Origin of the sequence: Myxococcus sp. CA033, from assembly GCF_013336625.1 — a bacterium.
Lineage (GTDB): Bacteria > Myxococcota > Myxococcia > Myxococcales > Myxococcaceae > Myxococcus > Myxococcus llanfairpwllgwyngyllgogerychwyrndrobwllllantysiliogogogochensis.
The window spans coordinates 290,372-305,644 of the sequence record NZ_JABUMU010000003.1 but is presented as its reverse complement, the minus strand read 5'-3'; the positions used below and the strand labels follow the sequence as shown (position 1 = coordinate 305,644).

The following is a 15,273-nucleotide window of genomic DNA, read 5'->3' as shown; positions in this document are numbered from 1 at the left end:
CGCAACTCGTCAGCGCGGCCTGGGAGCCGCAGGTCCCGATTGCCCCGGTGCGGGCGCGGAGGGAATGAGCACGAGGTCTTCCTGGGGAGGAATCAGGTACTCGGCGCCCGTCTCGGTGACGACGGCCATCTCCTCCACGGAGACGATGCGCTGCGCGTCCGGAGCGCCGTCCTGCCAGGCGAAGAAGCCGTCGAAGGCGAACACCTGTCCGGGGCGGACGATGCGCAGGGACTGTCCCTTCGCGGGCCTGGGCTTCGCGCCGCCGGAGAGGGCGGGGCCCACGTCGTGTGCCCAGTAGCCCACGGGATGACCGGTGCCCCACATGACGGGCTCGGAGCCCGCCTCGCGCATCCAGTCACGCTGGGCCTTGTCCACGTCCCACCCGGTGGCGCCGGGCTTGAGGGCCGCCAGGGCGATGCGGCTGCCCTTCTTGCCCTTCTCCCACTTCTCCAGCGCGTCCTTCGGCGGCTGTGTCTCACCCGGGGCCAGCACGTAGGCGAAGCGCTGGATGTCCGTCACCCACATGCCGCCCACGCGGATGCCGAAGTCCGTCTGGATGAAGTCACCCGGCTGGATGACGCGCTCGGTGGCGTGTGAGTGGCCTCGCGTGGGCCCGCTGTTGACGTTGGGGTTCTGGTCCGGCGCCCACGCGTCCCCCACGCCCAGCTCCGCCATGCGCTTCTTGAGGAAGCGCGCCACGTCCACGTCGCGCGTCTTGCCCGGCACCACGCTCTGGTACGCCTCCACCTCGAGCTGTGAGGTGAGCGCGGCGGCCTTGCGCAGGATGTCCACCTCCTCGGGCAGCTTCACGGAGAGCCACTCGGAGACGACGTCCTCGGCGGACACCAGCTTCTTGCGCTGAGCGGGGGAGAGCGCCTTCTCCAGCGCGGTGCGCTGCGAGGAGGACAGCCCGTCCGCCACCGTCACCGCCGTGGAGGCGTTGATGGCGATGCGCGCGGGCTTCGCGGCGGCGAGCCTCGCGGCCACCTGCGCGTAGAGGTCCACGCCGCGCTCCAGCGGAACGACTTCGTCCAGCGGCCCCACTTCGCGCAGCGCCGTGGCCTCGCCCGCCGGTGACAGCGCCACCGCGCGCACCGCGTCGCCCTGTCGAAGGAACAGGAAGGCCGCGGTGCCCCCCGCGTTCTCCCCGCCGACGTGGATGGCCAGCGGGTCATTGTCGTTCTCCCGGCAGAACACCACCCAGGCATCCACGTTGGCGCGGGCCATGGCCTGGGGCAGCAGCTTCTGGATGCGCTCCTTGCGGATGCGCGGCCAGGGGTCGCCAGTGACGACGGAGTCCCCGGCCGCGCCCGCCAGGGGAGCGGAGAGGAGCAGGGCGGAGAGGAGGGCGTGCCGGGCGCGCTTCATGCGTCGGAAATCCTTTCGGGGGAAGGCGCGGCCATCATCCCCGACCTCGTCCGCGCCGAGGACCGCCCCCATGTGAAGTCCTATCGAGCCCTCGTGAAGAAGCTCTCTGTCAGTCCAGACAAACCGGTGCGCGCAAGCGTCTGCGCCGTGGCTCGTTTAAGGTGATGACCATGGCCAAGAGCTCCTCCCGCAAGTCCGCCACGAAGGTGAAGGTGAAGAAGCCCGCCGCCCGTGCCGCTGCTCCCAGGAAGGGCAGGGCGAAGGCGAAGCCCGCCGCCGCTCGCACCCCGGCGCCCGTCGAGGCTCCTCCCATCGTCCTCGAAGCCGAGCCCGTCTTCACCGACGAGCCCGGAATCAACGCGCCCAAGGCGCTGCCCTCGGGCGAGGAGGGCAACGGCCGCGTGCTGCCCTTCGAAATCGACCCCAAGCGCATGGAAGAAGGGCTGCGCAAGCTCCAGGGCGAGGTCGTCCACTGGGCCAACAAGGGCCGCTACACCCGCGTGCGCTTCAAGTTCCGGGGCAAGCAGCTGCTCCCCGACCTTCCGCTGGCGGCCGTCGTCGCCGCGGAGGGCCTCACCTTCTACTGGGGCGGCATCCTGCGCGTGCTCATCGCCAACGTGGTGGGCCACAGTGTCTTCCAGGTGGAACTCGTGAATGACGCGGAGAAGCGCGTCCAGGCGGGCAAGGAGGCGCTGCTGTCGGGTGACGTGGACCAGGCGCTGACACTGTTCCGCGAGGCGGTGTCCATGGACCGGGATTCCGCCGCCGCGCACCTCAACGTGGGCGTGGCCCTCAAGCTGAAGGGAGACCGCGAGGGGGCTCTCGCCGCCTTCGAGAAGGCCCGGGCGAAGGACCCGGAGGGCCCACTGGGAACCGAGGCCGAGCGCCTGGCAGCCCCCCTGCGCCCCGCGGGGACCCAGCGCCCCTCCTGAGGCCTCCGAAGGGCCTGAATTTCTCGCGAAAAAGCGGGCTGAAACGAGGGGGTTCGAGCGTTCAGTAGGGGGCGCTTTTTCGCGCCCCTTCGACCTGTTATCGAACCACTTCGACCTCCGGGCGCTCACCCCTTCGTTTCCCCTGTTGACGTAGGGAAATCCAGGGGTTACGAACGCTCCCACACTGGATGGCGGCCCCTCGCGGGGTCCCTCCGCGACCACTCCCAGAGCCCATGGCCGACGACACTACCGACAAGCCGGCACCGCCCTCCCCGCCTCCGCCTCCCGACGGCGCCGGAGAGCTCATTCCCGTCAACATCGAAGACGAGATGCGCCGCTCGTATCTCGACTACTCGATGTCCGTCATCATCGGTCGCGCGCTGCCCGACGTCCGCGACGGCCTCAAGCCCGTGCATCGCCGGGTGTTGTTCGCGATGAACGACCTGTCGAACTACCACAACCGCCCGTACAAGAAGAGCGCGCGCGTGGTCGGTGACGTCATCGGTAAGTATCACCCGCACGGCGACTCATCCGTCTACGACGCCATGGTGCGCCTGGCGCAGCCGTGGAGCCTTCGCTACCTGCTGGTGGACGGCCAGGGCAACTTCGGCTCGGTGGACGGCGATATGCCGGCCGCCATGCGCTACACCGAAGCGCGCATGGACCGCTTGGCCGAGGAGCTGCTGGCGGACATCGACAAGGAGACCGTCGAGTTCGGCGCCAACTACGACGACTCCCTCCAGGAGCCGCTCGTATTGCCGGCGCGCTTCCCCAACCTGCTCGTCAATGGCAGCAGCGGCATCGCGGTGGGCATGACCACCAACATCCCGCCGCACAACATGACGGAGGTCATCAGCGGGACGCTGCACCTCATCGACCACCCGACGTGCACCGTCCGGGACCTGATGGAGTTCATCACCGGCCCGGACTTCCCCACCGGCGCGTTCATCACCGGCCGCGAGGGCATCCACCGCGCCTACGAGACGGGCCGCGGGCAGATTACCGTGCGCGCCCGGTCGGAAATCGAGACGTCGAAGAAGGGTGACCGCGAGGCCATCATCTTCACGGAGATTCCGTACCAGGTGAACAAGGCGCGGCTCATCGAGAAGATCGCCGAGCTGGTGCGCGAGAAGAAGCTGGAGGGCATCAGCGACATCCGTGACGAGAGCGACCGTCAGGGCATGCGCATCGTCATCGAGCTGAAGCGCGACGCGATTTCGCAGGTGGTGCTCAACAACCTGTATGCCTCCACGGCGCTGGAGACGACGTTCGGCGCGGTGATGCTGGCCATCGACGGCGGCCAGCCGCGCACGCTGAACCTGAAGGAGATGCTGGACCGCTTCGTGGCGCACCGCCGCGACGTGGTGACGCGCCGCAGCCGCTACGAGCTGCGCAAGGCGATGGCGCGCATGCACATCGTCGAGGGCCTGCTGGTGGCCCAGGACCTCATCGACCTCGTCGTGAGCCTCATCCGCGCGTCCAGGGACCCGGATGAAGCGCGCTGGGGCCTGATGAACATCCTGTCGCCCACCCTCTACGAGCACGAGCGCTTCGCGAACCTCCAGCGCATCGACTACGCGAAGGCGAAGGCGCAGATGGAGATGCTCGTCTCGCGCGCGCGCAACGAGGAGCCCGCCTACCAGGGCCTGGCGCACAAGTACGAGGGCGCGGGCTTCAGCCAGGAGCAGGCGCAGAACATCCTCGAGATGCGCCTGCAGCGCCTCACCGGCCTGCAGCGCGAGGAGCTGTTCCGCGAGCTGATTGCCCTGGTGCGCGACGTGGCGCGCCTGCAGGACATCCTCGCCAACGAGCTCTCCCTGCTCACCGTCATCAAGACGGAGTTGATGGAGATTCGCGAGCGCTACGGCGACAAGCGCCGCACCGAAATCATCGGCGCGGTGGACGACATGACCAGCGAGGACCTCATCGCCGAGGAGACGATGGTCGTCACGCTGTCGCATACGGGCTACGTGAAGCGCTCGCCGCTGTCGGAGTACCGGGCGCAGAAGCGCGGTGGGCGAGGCAAGACGGGCGCTGCGACGAAGGAAGACGACTTCGTCAGCAAGCTGTTCGTGGCCAGCACCCACGCGTACCTGATGCCGATTACGACCAAGGGCAAGCTGTACTCGCTCAAGGTGCACCAGATTCCGCAGGCCAGCCGCACGTCTCGCGGCAAGGCGATGGTGAACCTGGTGCAGTTCGGCGAGGGCGAGCGGCTGGCGCAGGTGTTGGTGACGCGCGACTTCCCGGAGAACCGCTACGTCTTCTTCGTGACGAAGAAGGGCGTGGTGAAGCGCACGGACCTGAGCGCGTTCGACAACGTCCGCTCCAGCGGCATCATCGCGCTGGGCATCGACGAGGGGGACGAGCTGGTGGCGGTGATGATTACCGACGGCACCAAGGACATCCTGTTGTCGACGGCGTCGGGCATGAGCATCCGCTTCCCGGAGACGGAGGTCCGCTCCATGGGCCGCCAGGCCTTCGGCGTGAAGGGAATCACGCTCGATGAGACCGACGAGGTGGTGGGCGCCGACGTGGTGGAGAACGACTCCGCCATCCTTACCGTGACGGAGAATGGCTACGGCAAGCGGACGGAGGAGTCCGAGTACCGGCAGCAGGGCCGTGGCGGCAAGGGCATCATCGACATCAAGGCCACCGAGCGGAACGGCAAGGTGGTGGGCCTCCTCCAGGTAAAGGAGTCCGACGAGGTGATGCTCGTCACCAACGGCGGCATGCTCATCCGCATGAAGGTGCGGGAAATCTCGGTCATCGGCCGCAACACGCAGGGCGTGCGGCTGATTGCGCTGGAGAACGACCAGGAGAAGGTGATGGCCCTCTCCAAGCTGCCCGAGGGCGAGGAGTCCGAGGAGGAGACGACGCCTCCGGCCGAGGTCGCTGGCGCCACGGACGTGGCCGCCGAGCCGTCCGCGTCCGAGCCCGCCGCGTCCGAGCCGGAGGAGCCCACCGAGGCGCCCGTGGCCGACGAGGGCGGTGGCTCCGAGGAGCCGCAGGCCTGACGTTGGCTTGAGCCGAGACGTTTCAGCCCCTCTCTCCCGCGCTGGGAGGGAGGGGCTTTTTCATGCGGGATGCCGTGGCTAGAGCAGGCCGGTGAGGGAGAGGGTCGCCAGGCCACTCAGTCGAGACAGTCCCTCAGGACTGTCGCAGGCGGCCAGGTCCGTGGAGAGGTAGGTCGTGGTCCTCGTGACGGTGGCACCCTCGAACTTGCCCGACTCCACCGTTCCCACGTTCGTCAGGACGGCGAGGTTGCCATTGATTTGCGACGACACGCGCGTCTGAATCAGCGTCGAGGTCTCTCCCGTGTTCCAGGTGATGACGGAGGTCGAGGAGCCGATGCTCAACAGGTCCATGCAGGAGAAGCCGGGCCTGAAGCTGCGGATGGTGTTGGTGCCAGAGGTCACCGTTCCTCCCAGCAAGGAGACGCAGTTGGAATAGACAGTCGTGGTGACGACTGTGACGTCCTGCTCCACGTTCTTGAGGGGCGGCGAATAGTTGATGGCCGACGAGCCGACAAGGCATTCGACGAGCGTCAGCAATGGTTGCTCCGAGTGGATCAGCTCTCCCTGGGGAGAGGGAGGCTGTTCGCGTCCATCCTCACCGCAGGCCGCGAGCACGGCGACAACCAGCATCGAGATGGCAACGGCACTTCGTGGACCGTAGTGCATGTCTGACTCCTGGAGGTTTGTTGGCGGCGCACTATCCACCGTGTCGCCGTGCGAATCCCAGACATCATGAGCAGGATTTGAACTCGAGCAGGTGGAGCGCAGCCACGAACGACGCGAGCAGAATGTTCCAGGGAGTCAGCGAAGCGCCGCGGGCAATCGCGTCACATCCAACCTGGGCACGCCGACCTGGGTCACCGCCTGCGCGCCGAACCAGTTGGCCAGCTCCGCGCAGCGCGCGAGCGACTCCCCGCGCAGCAGCCCCAGGGTGAAGCCCGCGAGGAAGCAGTCTCCCGCGCCCGTCGGGTCCACCTCCTCCACGGGCCAGGACGGCACCTGGAGCGTGTCTCGCGCGGTCAGCACCGTGCATCCCTTCGCGCCTCGCGTGACCACCAGACACGTCTTCGCGCGCACGGCGTCGATGTCCAGCACACGCGCCTCCTCCTCGCTCGCCTTGAGCACGTGCAGGTGCCCCAAGAGCGCCGCGAACGGCGTGTCCTCGAGTCTCTGATTGAGCACGCGGCCGTGTGCATCCAGGGTCCGCAGCAGCCCCTGCGCATCCGCCAGCACCTGGGTCGCGTGCTGGGACATCCGGATGAGCGTCTCGGGCAGCACCTCCCCCATGACTCCACAAGCGAGCGCCACCCGTGCGTCGAAGATGATGTCCTTGGGGCGGATGGGGGCGGCGCGCGCACCCACTCGCAGCACCCGCTCCTCCTGGCTCAGGTCCGCGATGAACCGCGTGGTGAGCGTGCCCGGGACGATGAGCGGCGGATACCGCACGCGGTCAGCATAGGCGAAGTCCTCGCCCGCGACGGCCACCACCGCGTGGTCCACACCCATGGCCTCCAACACCGAGGAGATGTACGCCGCCGAACCCCCGAGCGTGTGCACCGTGTCCCCCGGGCCTCGCGACAACACGTCATGGCAGTAGTTGCCCACCACCAGCGCATCGCACGAGGACCTGGGAGGCATGGCGGGCCTACTTCCGCGTGAAGCTCGCCGGCACGGGCGCGCCCGCGGACTTCTCATCCGTCCACGAGATGTGCAGCACCCACCAGCGCTGGCCGTCGAAGATGAGCTGTACGTTGTTGATGCCACGGGAGAACGGCTGGCTCTCGGGCGACTCGCGGGACTCGTACGCGCTCAGCACGTTGACCAGGTCTCCATAGCCGGCGACCTGCCGATGCGTCTCCTTCTCGAAGAAGCCTCGCGTCTTGAAGAGCTCCTCACTGAAGGCCGCGTAGTCGTCGGGGGTGATGGGCGCGACACCCGGAAGGCCACCGGGCCTGGCGCGCTGGACGGAGACCAGCTGCGCGCCGGGATAGAAGAGGGAGCGGAAGCGCTGCCAGTCACGCGGCTTGCCCGCGGGTCCGCTGATGACGTCGTAGAGCGCGGCCAGCAGCCCGTCCTGCGTCTTCACGTCCTCGGGGCGCGCCTGGGGCATCTTCTGGAGCGCGACCTGGGTCTTCTCCGCCGACAGCTTCATCGGGTTGGGCATCGCGGACTTGGGAGCGGAGGGAGGACTCGCGGGCGCCTGTGGCTTCGCGGCGGGACTTCCCGTCGCGGGGGCGGGCGCGGCGGAAGGCTGGGCAAACGACGGAGCCGCGAGCAACAGGGTCGCGGCGCACACTGCGGTGTACAGACGATGCATGGGATGAACCTCCAAGACGTCAAGGAAGCACCGCGCGGCAGATTATCCCGATGTTCGTGGAACTGTCTGATGCCGCGCGCGGTCCGGAGTCGATGTTCGCGCTTCGACAGTCCGTGCAGGCAACACGGAGGGCCGGGGCCCGCTTCCCGAGGGCCGCCTCCAGGGCCTCGCGAGGCGCCCTCGGGAGCACGCAACGGGTGGAACCGTGCGGGCGTGTCCGTTAGGGTGCCGCGCCATGATGCGCAAACTCCTTTTGACCCTGCTGTTGTCCGTGTCCTCCACCGCGCTGGCGGCCGAGACGCTCACCGTCTACTCCGGCCGCAACGAGAAGCTGGTGGGGCCGCTGCTCAAGAAGTTCACCGAGAAGACGGGCATCGAGGTGAAGGTGCGCTACGGCGAGACGCCGCAGCTCGCCGCCACGCTGCTGGAGGAAGGTGACAAGACTCCGGCGGACGTGTTCTTCGCGCAGGACGCGGGAGCGCTCGGCGCGCTGGGCAACGCGGGCCGGCTCCAGGCGCTGCCCAAGGCGACACTGGACAAGGTGGACGCGCGCTTCCGCTCGCCGACGGGGCTGTGGGTGGGCACCAGTGGACGAGCGCGCGTGGTGGCCTACAACACGAAGAAGGTGAAGCCGGCGGACCTGCCCAAGAGCATCCTCGGCTTCACGGATGCGAAGTGGAAGGGCCGGCTGGGCTGGGCGCCCACCAACGCCTCCTTCCAGGCGTTCGTCACCGCGCTGCGGCTGCTCAAGGGCGACGAGGCGGCGACCGCATGGCTCAAGGGCATCCAGGCCAACGAGCCGCGCGTCTACAAGAACAACGCGGCCGTCGTCGAGGCGCTGGGCCGCGGTGAAATCGACGCGGGCTTCGTCAATCACTACTACCTGTACGCCGCGAAGAAGAGCAACGCGGAGCTGCCGGTGGCCAACTACTTCGTCGCGGCGGGAGACCCGGGCGCGTTGGTGAACGTGGCGGGCGTGGGCATCCTCCAGGGGACGAAGCAGGTGGACAACGCGCACAAGTTCGCCGCGTTCCTGCTGGAGCCGGAGGCGCAGACGTACTTCTCGCAGGAGACGTATGAGTACCCGCTGGTGAAGGGCGTGAAGACGGCGGAGGCGCTGCCGTCGCTCGCGAAGGTGGGCTCGCCGGACCTGGACCTGTCCAGGCTCGACGACCTGCGCGGCACGGTGAAGCTGCTCCAGGACACCGGCGTCCTCTGAGGCCAGCGAAGTGACGCGTCGTCCTCCGGGGTGGTTGCTGGTATCGGGGCTGGTGGTCGCCGCGCTCGCGGTGCTGCCAGCGGTGTATCTGGGTGTTCGCGCGGCGGAAGCCGATGCGGACACGTGGGCCCTGCTCTGGCGTGACAAGACGTGGGGCCTGTTGTGGCGCACGCTGGGGCTCGCGGTGGCGGTGACCGCTTGTGCTGCCCTCGTGGCCCTGCCGCTGGCGTGGCTCACCACGCGAACGGACCTCCCGGGACGACGCGGCTGGACGGTGTTGTTGTGCGTGCCGCTCGCGGTGCCCACCTTCGTCAGCGGCTACGTGCTGCTGGCGACGTTCGGCAACGGGGGTGTGTTGGAGGAACCGCTGTCGCGCTGGGGGCTGCCGGTGCCCTCGGTGTATGGCTTTCCCGGCGCGCTCCTGGCGCTGACGGTGTCCACGTATCCGTATCTCTTCCTCGCGTTGCGCGCGGGCTTGCTCTCGCAGGACCCCGCCTGGCTGGAGGGCGCGCGCAGTCTGGGCATGAGCCCGGCGCGAGCCTTCTGGAAGGTGACGGCGCCGCTGTTGCGTCCGGCCTTCGTGTCCGGCGCGCTGCTCGTCGGGCTGTATGTGTTGTCGGACTTTGGCGCGGTGGCGCTGCTCCAGTACGACGCCTTCTCGCGCGCCATCTACGTCCAGTACGAGGGCGCGTACGACCGGACCTATGCCGCGCTGCTGGGACTGGCGTTGGTGGTGGTGACGGCGGCCGTGCTGGTGCTGGAGGTTCGCCTGCGAGGACGCGCGGGCTACCACCGCAGCGCGAAGGGGGCCGCGCGGGTGTCCGCGCCGGTGTCGCTGGGACGCTGGCGGCTGCCCGCGCTGCTGCTGTGTGGCGCGGTGGTGGCGGTGGGCGTGGTGCTGCCGGTGGGAGTGCTCGTGTACTGGGGCGTGCGGGGGCTGGTGGGGGAGAGCGCGTCGATGATGGCGCCGGCGCTCGGCTCGGTGCTCGCGTCGGTGCTGGGCGCGGTGGCGTCGGTGCTGGGCGCGTTGCCGCTGGCCTTCCTCGCGGTGCGATATCCGGGACGGCTCACCCTGGCGATGGAGCGAGTCTCCTACGTGGGTTATGCGCTGCCGCCCATCGTGCTGGCGCTGTCGCTCGTCTTCCTGGGGGTGCGCGCGCTGCCGTTCCTCTACGGCACGCTGGCGATGCTGGTGCTGGCGTACGTGGTGCGCTTCCTGCCGCAGGCGGTGGGCATGGTGCGCTCGGCGCTGCTCCAGCTCAATCCCCACCTGGCGGAGGCCGCCGCGTCGCTGGGGCAGTCTCCTCCGGCAGTGTTCCGTCGCGTCACCGCGCCGCTCTTGCGTCCCGGGTTGCTGGCGGGCGCGGCGCTCGTCTTCCTCACGGCGATGAAGGAGCTGCCGGCCACGCTGCTGTTGGCGCCCATCGGTTTCGAGACGCTCGCGACGCGCGTGTGGGGTGCCACGGCTGAGGGGCGCTTCGCGGAGGCCGCGCTGCCCGCGCTGGTGCTGATGGCCATCTCCGCGTTGGGTGTGGGGCTGCTCGTGTCGCAGGAGGGCGACGCACCTCGGGGCTGACGCGTGTGCCCTCATGCGTCGCGATTCTCGAGGCGTGAGACGCGTAGACGATGGTTCGCTGGAGGTGCTGGGGCCCTCTCCTCTGGCAACATCGTGAACAGCGCCCCCCTCGGCAACTGCAAGCCGAAGACGGCCGTGCGCAAGCCGGCGCGGAGCAGGCTCTCGGGCCCGAAGGTCTTCGACTCGCGGTGGGCGGCGCACAAGGAGGCCGCCCTGCCGGAGGTGCTGGCGGACGGCATCGTCTCCCTCGTCGACGAGGACGTGAAGGTGGACGTCGAGAAGCGGATGGCAGCTCGGCCGCCCTGGAAGTAGCGGCGGAACGCGGTAGGGTGCGCGGCGCCTTCGCCATGTCCCTGCTCACGCTCGACGCCCTGTCCCTTCGCTACACGCCCAGCGGCACCGCCGCCGTGGATGGCCTGTCATTGTCGGTGGAGCCCGGCGAGGTGGTGGCCCTGCTCGGCCCCTCTGGCTGCGGCAAGACGACGACGCTGCGACTGGTGGCGGGCTTCGAGCGTCCCGGTGCGGGCACCCTGACGCTGGACGGCCGCGTGCTCGTGGGCCCCGGCGCCTTCGTGCCTCCAGAGCAGCGCAGCGTGGGCATGGTGTTCCAGGACTACGCCCTGTTCCCACACCTGTCCGTGCTGGAGAACGTGACGTTCGGCCTGTCGAAGCTGTCGCGGCGCGAGGCGGAGGACAAGGCGCGCGCCATGCTGACGCTGTTCGGCCTGGGCGAGTTCGCCTCGCGCATGCCGCACTCGCTCTCTGGAGGTCAGCAGCAGCGCGTGGCGCTCGCGCGTGCATTGGCGCCAGGGCCGCGCGTGCTGTTGTTGGACGAGCCCTTCTCCAGCCTGGACAGCGGGCTGCGTGCCTCCACGCGCATCGAGGTGCGCCGCGTGCTCAAGTCGTTGGGGGCCACGGTGGTGCTCGTCACGCACGACCAGGGCGAGGCGATGGCCTTCGCGGACCGGTTGGCCGTCATGCGCGCGGGCAAGGTGGAGCAGGTGGGCACGCCCGAGTCCGTCTACTCCGCGCCGCGCACGGCCTTCGTCGCGTACTTCCTGGGCGGCACGAATCTATTGCCCGGCATGGGTTTCGGCGGTGGAGCGCGGACGGTGTTGGGCAACCTTCCGGTGATGGGGCAGGCGAAGGGCAAGGTGCTGCTGTCGCTGCGTCCGGAGTCACTGCGGCTGGTGCCGGACACGGATTCGGTGGCGGTGGGCGGGGCCCTGCGCGCGGAGGTGCTGTCGCGCGAGTTCCAGGGCCCCAGCGCCGAATACACCGTGGCCTGTGGTGGCATGGAGCTGGTGGTGCGTGGGGCGCCGGAGCTGTCGCTGCGGCCGGGAGACCGGGCGCGGCTGGAAATCGTGGGGAAGGCGGGCGTGCTGGCGGACAGTCCGGATTAGGTTGGCTGTCCTCCGGGCAGGCAGGCGGCGTACGCTGGGGGTGGCTCCCGGGGTGCAATCACCCGGCCTCCCCGTGCGTAGAGGTGGGTATGAACATCGCAGGTCTTCGTGGCATGGGCACCCGCTTCTTTCAGTACGTGAGGGACCCTCGCGTGGCGCTCTGGCGGAAGCTGGCCGGAGTGGTAGCGGTGGTCTACTTCCTGTCGCCGGTGGACGCGGTGCCGGACTTCATCCCCGTGTTGGGCTGGTTGGATGACCTGGGCATGTTGTCCGCGGCGGCGTTCTTCATGGTGCGCGAGGTTCAGCGCTACCGACCCGAGCAGCCCTGGGACGGCGTCCCGAGGGATGCGGAGGGGCAGGAGCGCGTGCCTCCCACCGTGCGAAAGCACGTCTGACCCGGAAAGTTCCGCCCGGAATTCCTGACTCCAGCAGTGTCCCGGGAATGTGACGCCCCGCGTCCGCGAGTTCCCGTGGTGCGCGCGGAGGGGACGCGGAATCATGGGCGTGCATGGACACGTCCCAGGGCAGCAAGGTGGTCCTCGTCACGGGAGCCTCCTCGGGTATCGGCGAGGCCTGCGTCGAGCTGCTGACGGTGCGCAAGCACCTCGTCTACGGCACCAGCCGTCAGCCCTCGGTGCGGGAGTCGGTGGGCTACCGGATGCTGGAGATGGACGTGACGCAGGATGCGTCCGTGCGCCACGCGGTGGAGACGGTGCTGGCGCGTGAGGGCCGCATCGACGTGGTGGTGAACAACGCGGGCCATGCGTTGGCGGGAGCGGTGGAGGACACCTCCGTGGAGGAGGCGTGGCGGCAGCTCGATACCAACGTGTTGGGCGTGTTGCGCGTCTGCCAGGCGGTGTTGCCGTCCATGCGCGAGCGGCGCTCTGGCCGCATCATCAACATCAGCTCATTGGGTGGGGCGGTGGGGTTGCCGTTCCAGGGTTTCTACAGCGCGAGCAAGTTCGCGTTGGAGGGGCTGACGGAGAGCCTGCGCCAGGAGGTGGAGGCGTTTGGCATCCACGCCACGCTGGTGCAGCCGGGGGACGTGCGCACGCGGCTGACGGACAACCGGGTGCGCGCGGCGGCGTCTGGCGAGGGCTCGGCGTATCGGGAGTCCTTCGAGAAGGTGTTGGCCATCATCGAGAAGGAGGAGCGCGAGGGCGTGCCTTCCGAGGACGTGGCGCGGCGGGTGCTGGAGGTGATGGAGGTGGAGGCGCCTGACGTGCGGTACTCGGTGGGGAAGCTCGCGCAGCGCGCGGCCCTGGTGGCGAAGGCACTGCTGCCCGCGAAGACCTTCGAGGGCATCCTGATGTCCATGTATGGTTTGAAGCGGCGCTGAGCGCTCAATCCCTGACGCGGCGCCGGTAAGGGCCACGACAGACCAGGGTGGTAGGTTTTGTCGCCTATGCGAGTCCCTTGCGCTTTCTGGCTGTCGCTGCTCGTCGTGTCCTGGTTGGGCTGTTCCACTGGCGGAAGGCCTCCCCTGCAGCAGGCATGGGATGAGGCCAAGGTGGAGTGCGACGACCCCGAGGAAGACCGGTGCGTCACCCTGCTATGTCTGGATGACGCCTGCGGCTTCTACCGGTGTGAGGATACGCCGGGAGCAATCGTGGAGGCGCGCTTCCCGCCCTCCCGTCCGCCAGCGGCTGCTGCCGCGCCGGGCAGTGGGCCTCGGAGGAACTGGGGCGGAGCACAGAACCTCCCGCGTGGCGCCGTCATGACGTTTCCCAATTGGAATGGCGCCCCCGCGCGGATCATTCCTCCGTCACATCAGCTTACGGCCGGCCGTTGGGAGAAGCACCACATCTTCCCGCAGGAACAAAGGCTTCAAGATTGGTTCGTGCGTCAGGGCGTCAAGATCCATGACTACACCATGCCCATCCCGCGCGATCTTCATCAACGAATTCACAATGTGGGAGGACACGGAGGGCAGTGGAATGAGGCGTGGCGGGTCTTCATCAGGAGCAAGCCTGGCGCCTCACCAGAAGAGATTTTCAAGCACGCTGGGGAACTCATCTACCGTTTCCAGCTCATCGGTGGCCCCATCCGACCGTACTATTCCAAGCCAGGAGCGTGATGGCGGATGCCGCGATTTTTCTGGGTGGATGAGGACTACGCCGTTACTGCGAAGTACCGGGGGTACGTGGATGCATCGCACCGATGGCATCTGCCGGGCTTGTTGAAGTGCCCCATGTGCGGAGCAACATGGGGAGGCCTGGGGCACCACTTCCCCGGCGTGGACCTGACACAACTGCCAGAGCATCGCGAGTTCGAGAAGGCCCGACCCGAGCCCCTTCCGGAATTCACGCGCCTTCGCGAACGGGTGCGCCCCCTGGTGCCTCCCCATGCCGCGCTACCTCCGGGCACGAGCTTCGGCCCGTTGGTGGGTACTTCGTCCGGAAAGCTCCCGGATTTCGTGTGGCTCCTCGATGTGCTGCTGCTTGACCAAGAGATGGTTGAGCAACTCCAGGTCGGAGGACTGCAAGGGCTTCAGGCCTTCCCGACGGCTCTGCGCTTCAAACAGAAGAACCCACCGGACCTGTTGGAACTCCAGGTGGACCCGCACGGCATTCTGCATGCCGACTGCATCCCGCCAGAGGAACCCCCTCCGTGCGCGACCTGTGGTCGAGTCGGCTTCAGTCGGCCCGACGAACCCATCCTGGACGCGGCCTCGCTGCCTCCGGAACTGGACCTGTTCCGATTGGCGAACTTCGCGACGATGGTTATCGGCACAGAGCGATTCAGGGCCGCCGTGGTCCGGCTCGGCCTGGACGGCCTCACCTTCCGCGAACTCCCGACGCGTTAGCGGGCCTTGTCGAGCGCCTGCTTCATGGCGGCCATGCCTTCCTCAATCATCGGGCCGACGACGGCGCTGGCCTCGTGGGGCAGGAAATCCGCGGTCCACACGACCCGGCTCCCCGTGCCCTCCGTGAAGACCTGGACCGCTCCGTTGTAGTGGGTCAGCGGTCCACCCTCCGCGCCCCACACGAGGCGCCGTCCCTCGTCGTCCACCGTCACGATGGGCTCCTTGACCACCATTCCGTTGCGGAAGGTGACCACTCGGGCCCCGGGCTCCAGGCGCGTGTCGACCACGAACCCGGGAACCAGTCTCGTGTGGAGCGCACCGATGTCGCGGATTGCATCCCAGACAAACTCGGGCGTGGCGCGGGTCGTGATTTCTTTCCGGATGGAAGCCATGTCGTGTGCTCCTGAGGTGAGCCCTGCTTCTAGGAGGTGCTCGCCAGCTTCTCTTGGAGAATCTTGCGGCCCTCCAGGACCTTCGAGGGCTGCCCTCTGTCCATGCGTGAACTGAAGTAGCACCAGTCGCGCACCCGTGCCTGTCAACCCCTGGCAAGGGGTACGGCTCAAAAGACAAGCACTCTTCGCGAGTCCGGTTTCTGGATGGTTTTTGTAACTGGATGATGGAACTCTTCTGCTCCC

Annotated in this window: 15 protein-coding genes; 10 read left to right on the top strand and 5 right to left on the bottom strand. The window is 68.1% G+C overall.

Going from position 1 to position 15,273, the window contains the following annotated elements; all coding sequences use genetic code 11:
• Positions 1-9: 9 nt before the first annotated feature.
• The gene (locus HUA78_RS11545) at positions 10-1,368 is read right to left on the bottom strand and encodes a M24 family peptidase (protein ID WP_174459935.1); all 1,359 of its coding nucleotides are present in this window, start codon (positions 1,366-1,368) and stop codon (positions 10-12) included.
• Between the two features lie 170 nt (positions 1,369-1,538).
• Between HUA78_RS11545 and HUA78_RS11540 the strand changes: the two genes are divergently transcribed.
• The gene (locus HUA78_RS11540; RefSeq protein WP_141648111.1) at positions 1,539-2,300 is read left to right on the top strand and encodes a M48 family metallopeptidase; all 762 of its coding nucleotides are present in this window, start codon (positions 1,539-1,541) and stop codon (positions 2,298-2,300) included.
• 233 nt (positions 2,301-2,533) lie between these two features.
• On the top strand, positions 2,534-5,317 hold the full coding sequence (gene gyrA, locus HUA78_RS11535; protein ID WP_174457398.1) for a DNA gyrase subunit A: 2,784 nt from the start codon (positions 2,534-2,536) through the stop codon (positions 5,315-5,317).
• Positions 5,318-5,395: 78 nt separating this feature from the next.
• Here the strand turns inward: gyrA and HUA78_RS11530 are convergent, their stop codons facing one another.
• The 3 genes from HUA78_RS11530 to HUA78_RS11520 form a co-directional block, all read right to left on the bottom strand.
• Positions 5,396-5,983, bottom strand: a complete 588-nt coding sequence (locus tag HUA78_RS11530; protein ID WP_174476283.1) for a hypothetical protein — start codon at positions 5,981-5,983, stop codon at positions 5,396-5,398.
• Between the two features lie 135 nt (positions 5,984-6,118).
• A complete protein-coding gene (locus tag HUA78_RS11525) occupies positions 6,119-6,955 on the bottom strand; it encodes a PfkB family carbohydrate kinase (protein ID WP_174476282.1) in 837 nt (278 codons plus the stop codon).
• Between the two features lie 7 nt (positions 6,956-6,962).
• Positions 6,963-7,634, bottom strand: a complete 672-nt coding sequence (locus HUA78_RS11520) for a nuclear transport factor 2 family protein (protein ID WP_141647562.1) — start codon at positions 7,632-7,634, stop codon at positions 6,963-6,965.
• A gap of 235 nt (positions 7,635-7,869) precedes the next feature.
• On the opposite strand from HUA78_RS11520, the gene HUA78_RS11515 reads away from it, so the two are divergent.
• The 8 genes from HUA78_RS11515 (at position 7,870) to HUA78_RS11480 (ending at position 14,638) form a co-directional block, all read left to right on the top strand.
• Positions 7,870-8,853, top strand: a complete 984-nt coding sequence (locus HUA78_RS11515) for an iron ABC transporter substrate-binding protein (protein ID WP_141647563.1) — start codon at positions 7,870-7,872, stop codon at positions 8,851-8,853.
• 10 nt (positions 8,854-8,863) lie between these two features.
• A complete protein-coding gene (locus HUA78_RS11510) occupies positions 8,864-10,429 on the top strand; it encodes an iron ABC transporter permease (protein ID WP_174476281.1) in 1,566 nt (521 codons plus the stop codon).
• Between the two features lie 93 nt (positions 10,430-10,522).
• A complete protein-coding gene (locus HUA78_RS11505; protein WP_174476280.1) occupies positions 10,523-10,741 on the top strand; it encodes a hypothetical protein in 219 nt (72 codons plus the stop codon).
• Between the two features lie 35 nt (positions 10,742-10,776).
• Positions 10,777-11,832, top strand: a complete 1,056-nt coding sequence (locus HUA78_RS11500; protein WP_174476279.1) for an ABC transporter ATP-binding protein — start codon at positions 10,777-10,779, stop codon at positions 11,830-11,832.
• Between the two features lie 89 nt (positions 11,833-11,921).
• Entirely contained in the window at positions 11,922-12,227 is a 306-nt protein-coding gene (locus HUA78_RS11495) for a YkvA family protein (protein ID WP_246137681.1), read from the top strand.
• A 113-nt stretch (positions 12,228-12,340) separates the two neighbouring features.
• Complete coding sequence (locus tag HUA78_RS11490) at positions 12,341-13,171, top strand: SDR family oxidoreductase (protein ID WP_174457392.1); 831 nt, start codon at positions 12,341-12,343, stop codon at positions 13,169-13,171.
• Between the two features lie 66 nt (positions 13,172-13,237).
• Positions 13,238-13,909: a TIGR02269 family lipoprotein gene (locus tag HUA78_RS11485; RefSeq protein WP_174476388.1), complete on the top strand. Its 672-nt coding sequence runs from the start codon at positions 13,238-13,240 to the stop codon at positions 13,907-13,909.
• 6 nt (positions 13,910-13,915) lie between these two features.
• On the top strand, positions 13,916-14,638 hold the full coding sequence (locus tag HUA78_RS11480; RefSeq protein WP_174459924.1) for a double-CXXCG motif protein: 723 nt from the start codon (positions 13,916-13,918) through the stop codon (positions 14,636-14,638).
• On the opposite strand, the gene HUA78_RS11475 is transcribed toward HUA78_RS11480, so the two are convergent.
• A complete protein-coding gene (locus HUA78_RS11475) occupies positions 14,635-15,030 on the bottom strand; it encodes an SRPBCC family protein (RefSeq protein ID WP_141647570.1) in 396 nt (131 codons plus the stop codon). The two genes, HUA78_RS11480 and HUA78_RS11475, sit on opposite strands and share 4 nt — an antisense overlap.
• Positions 15,031-15,273 lie beyond the last annotated feature (243 nt).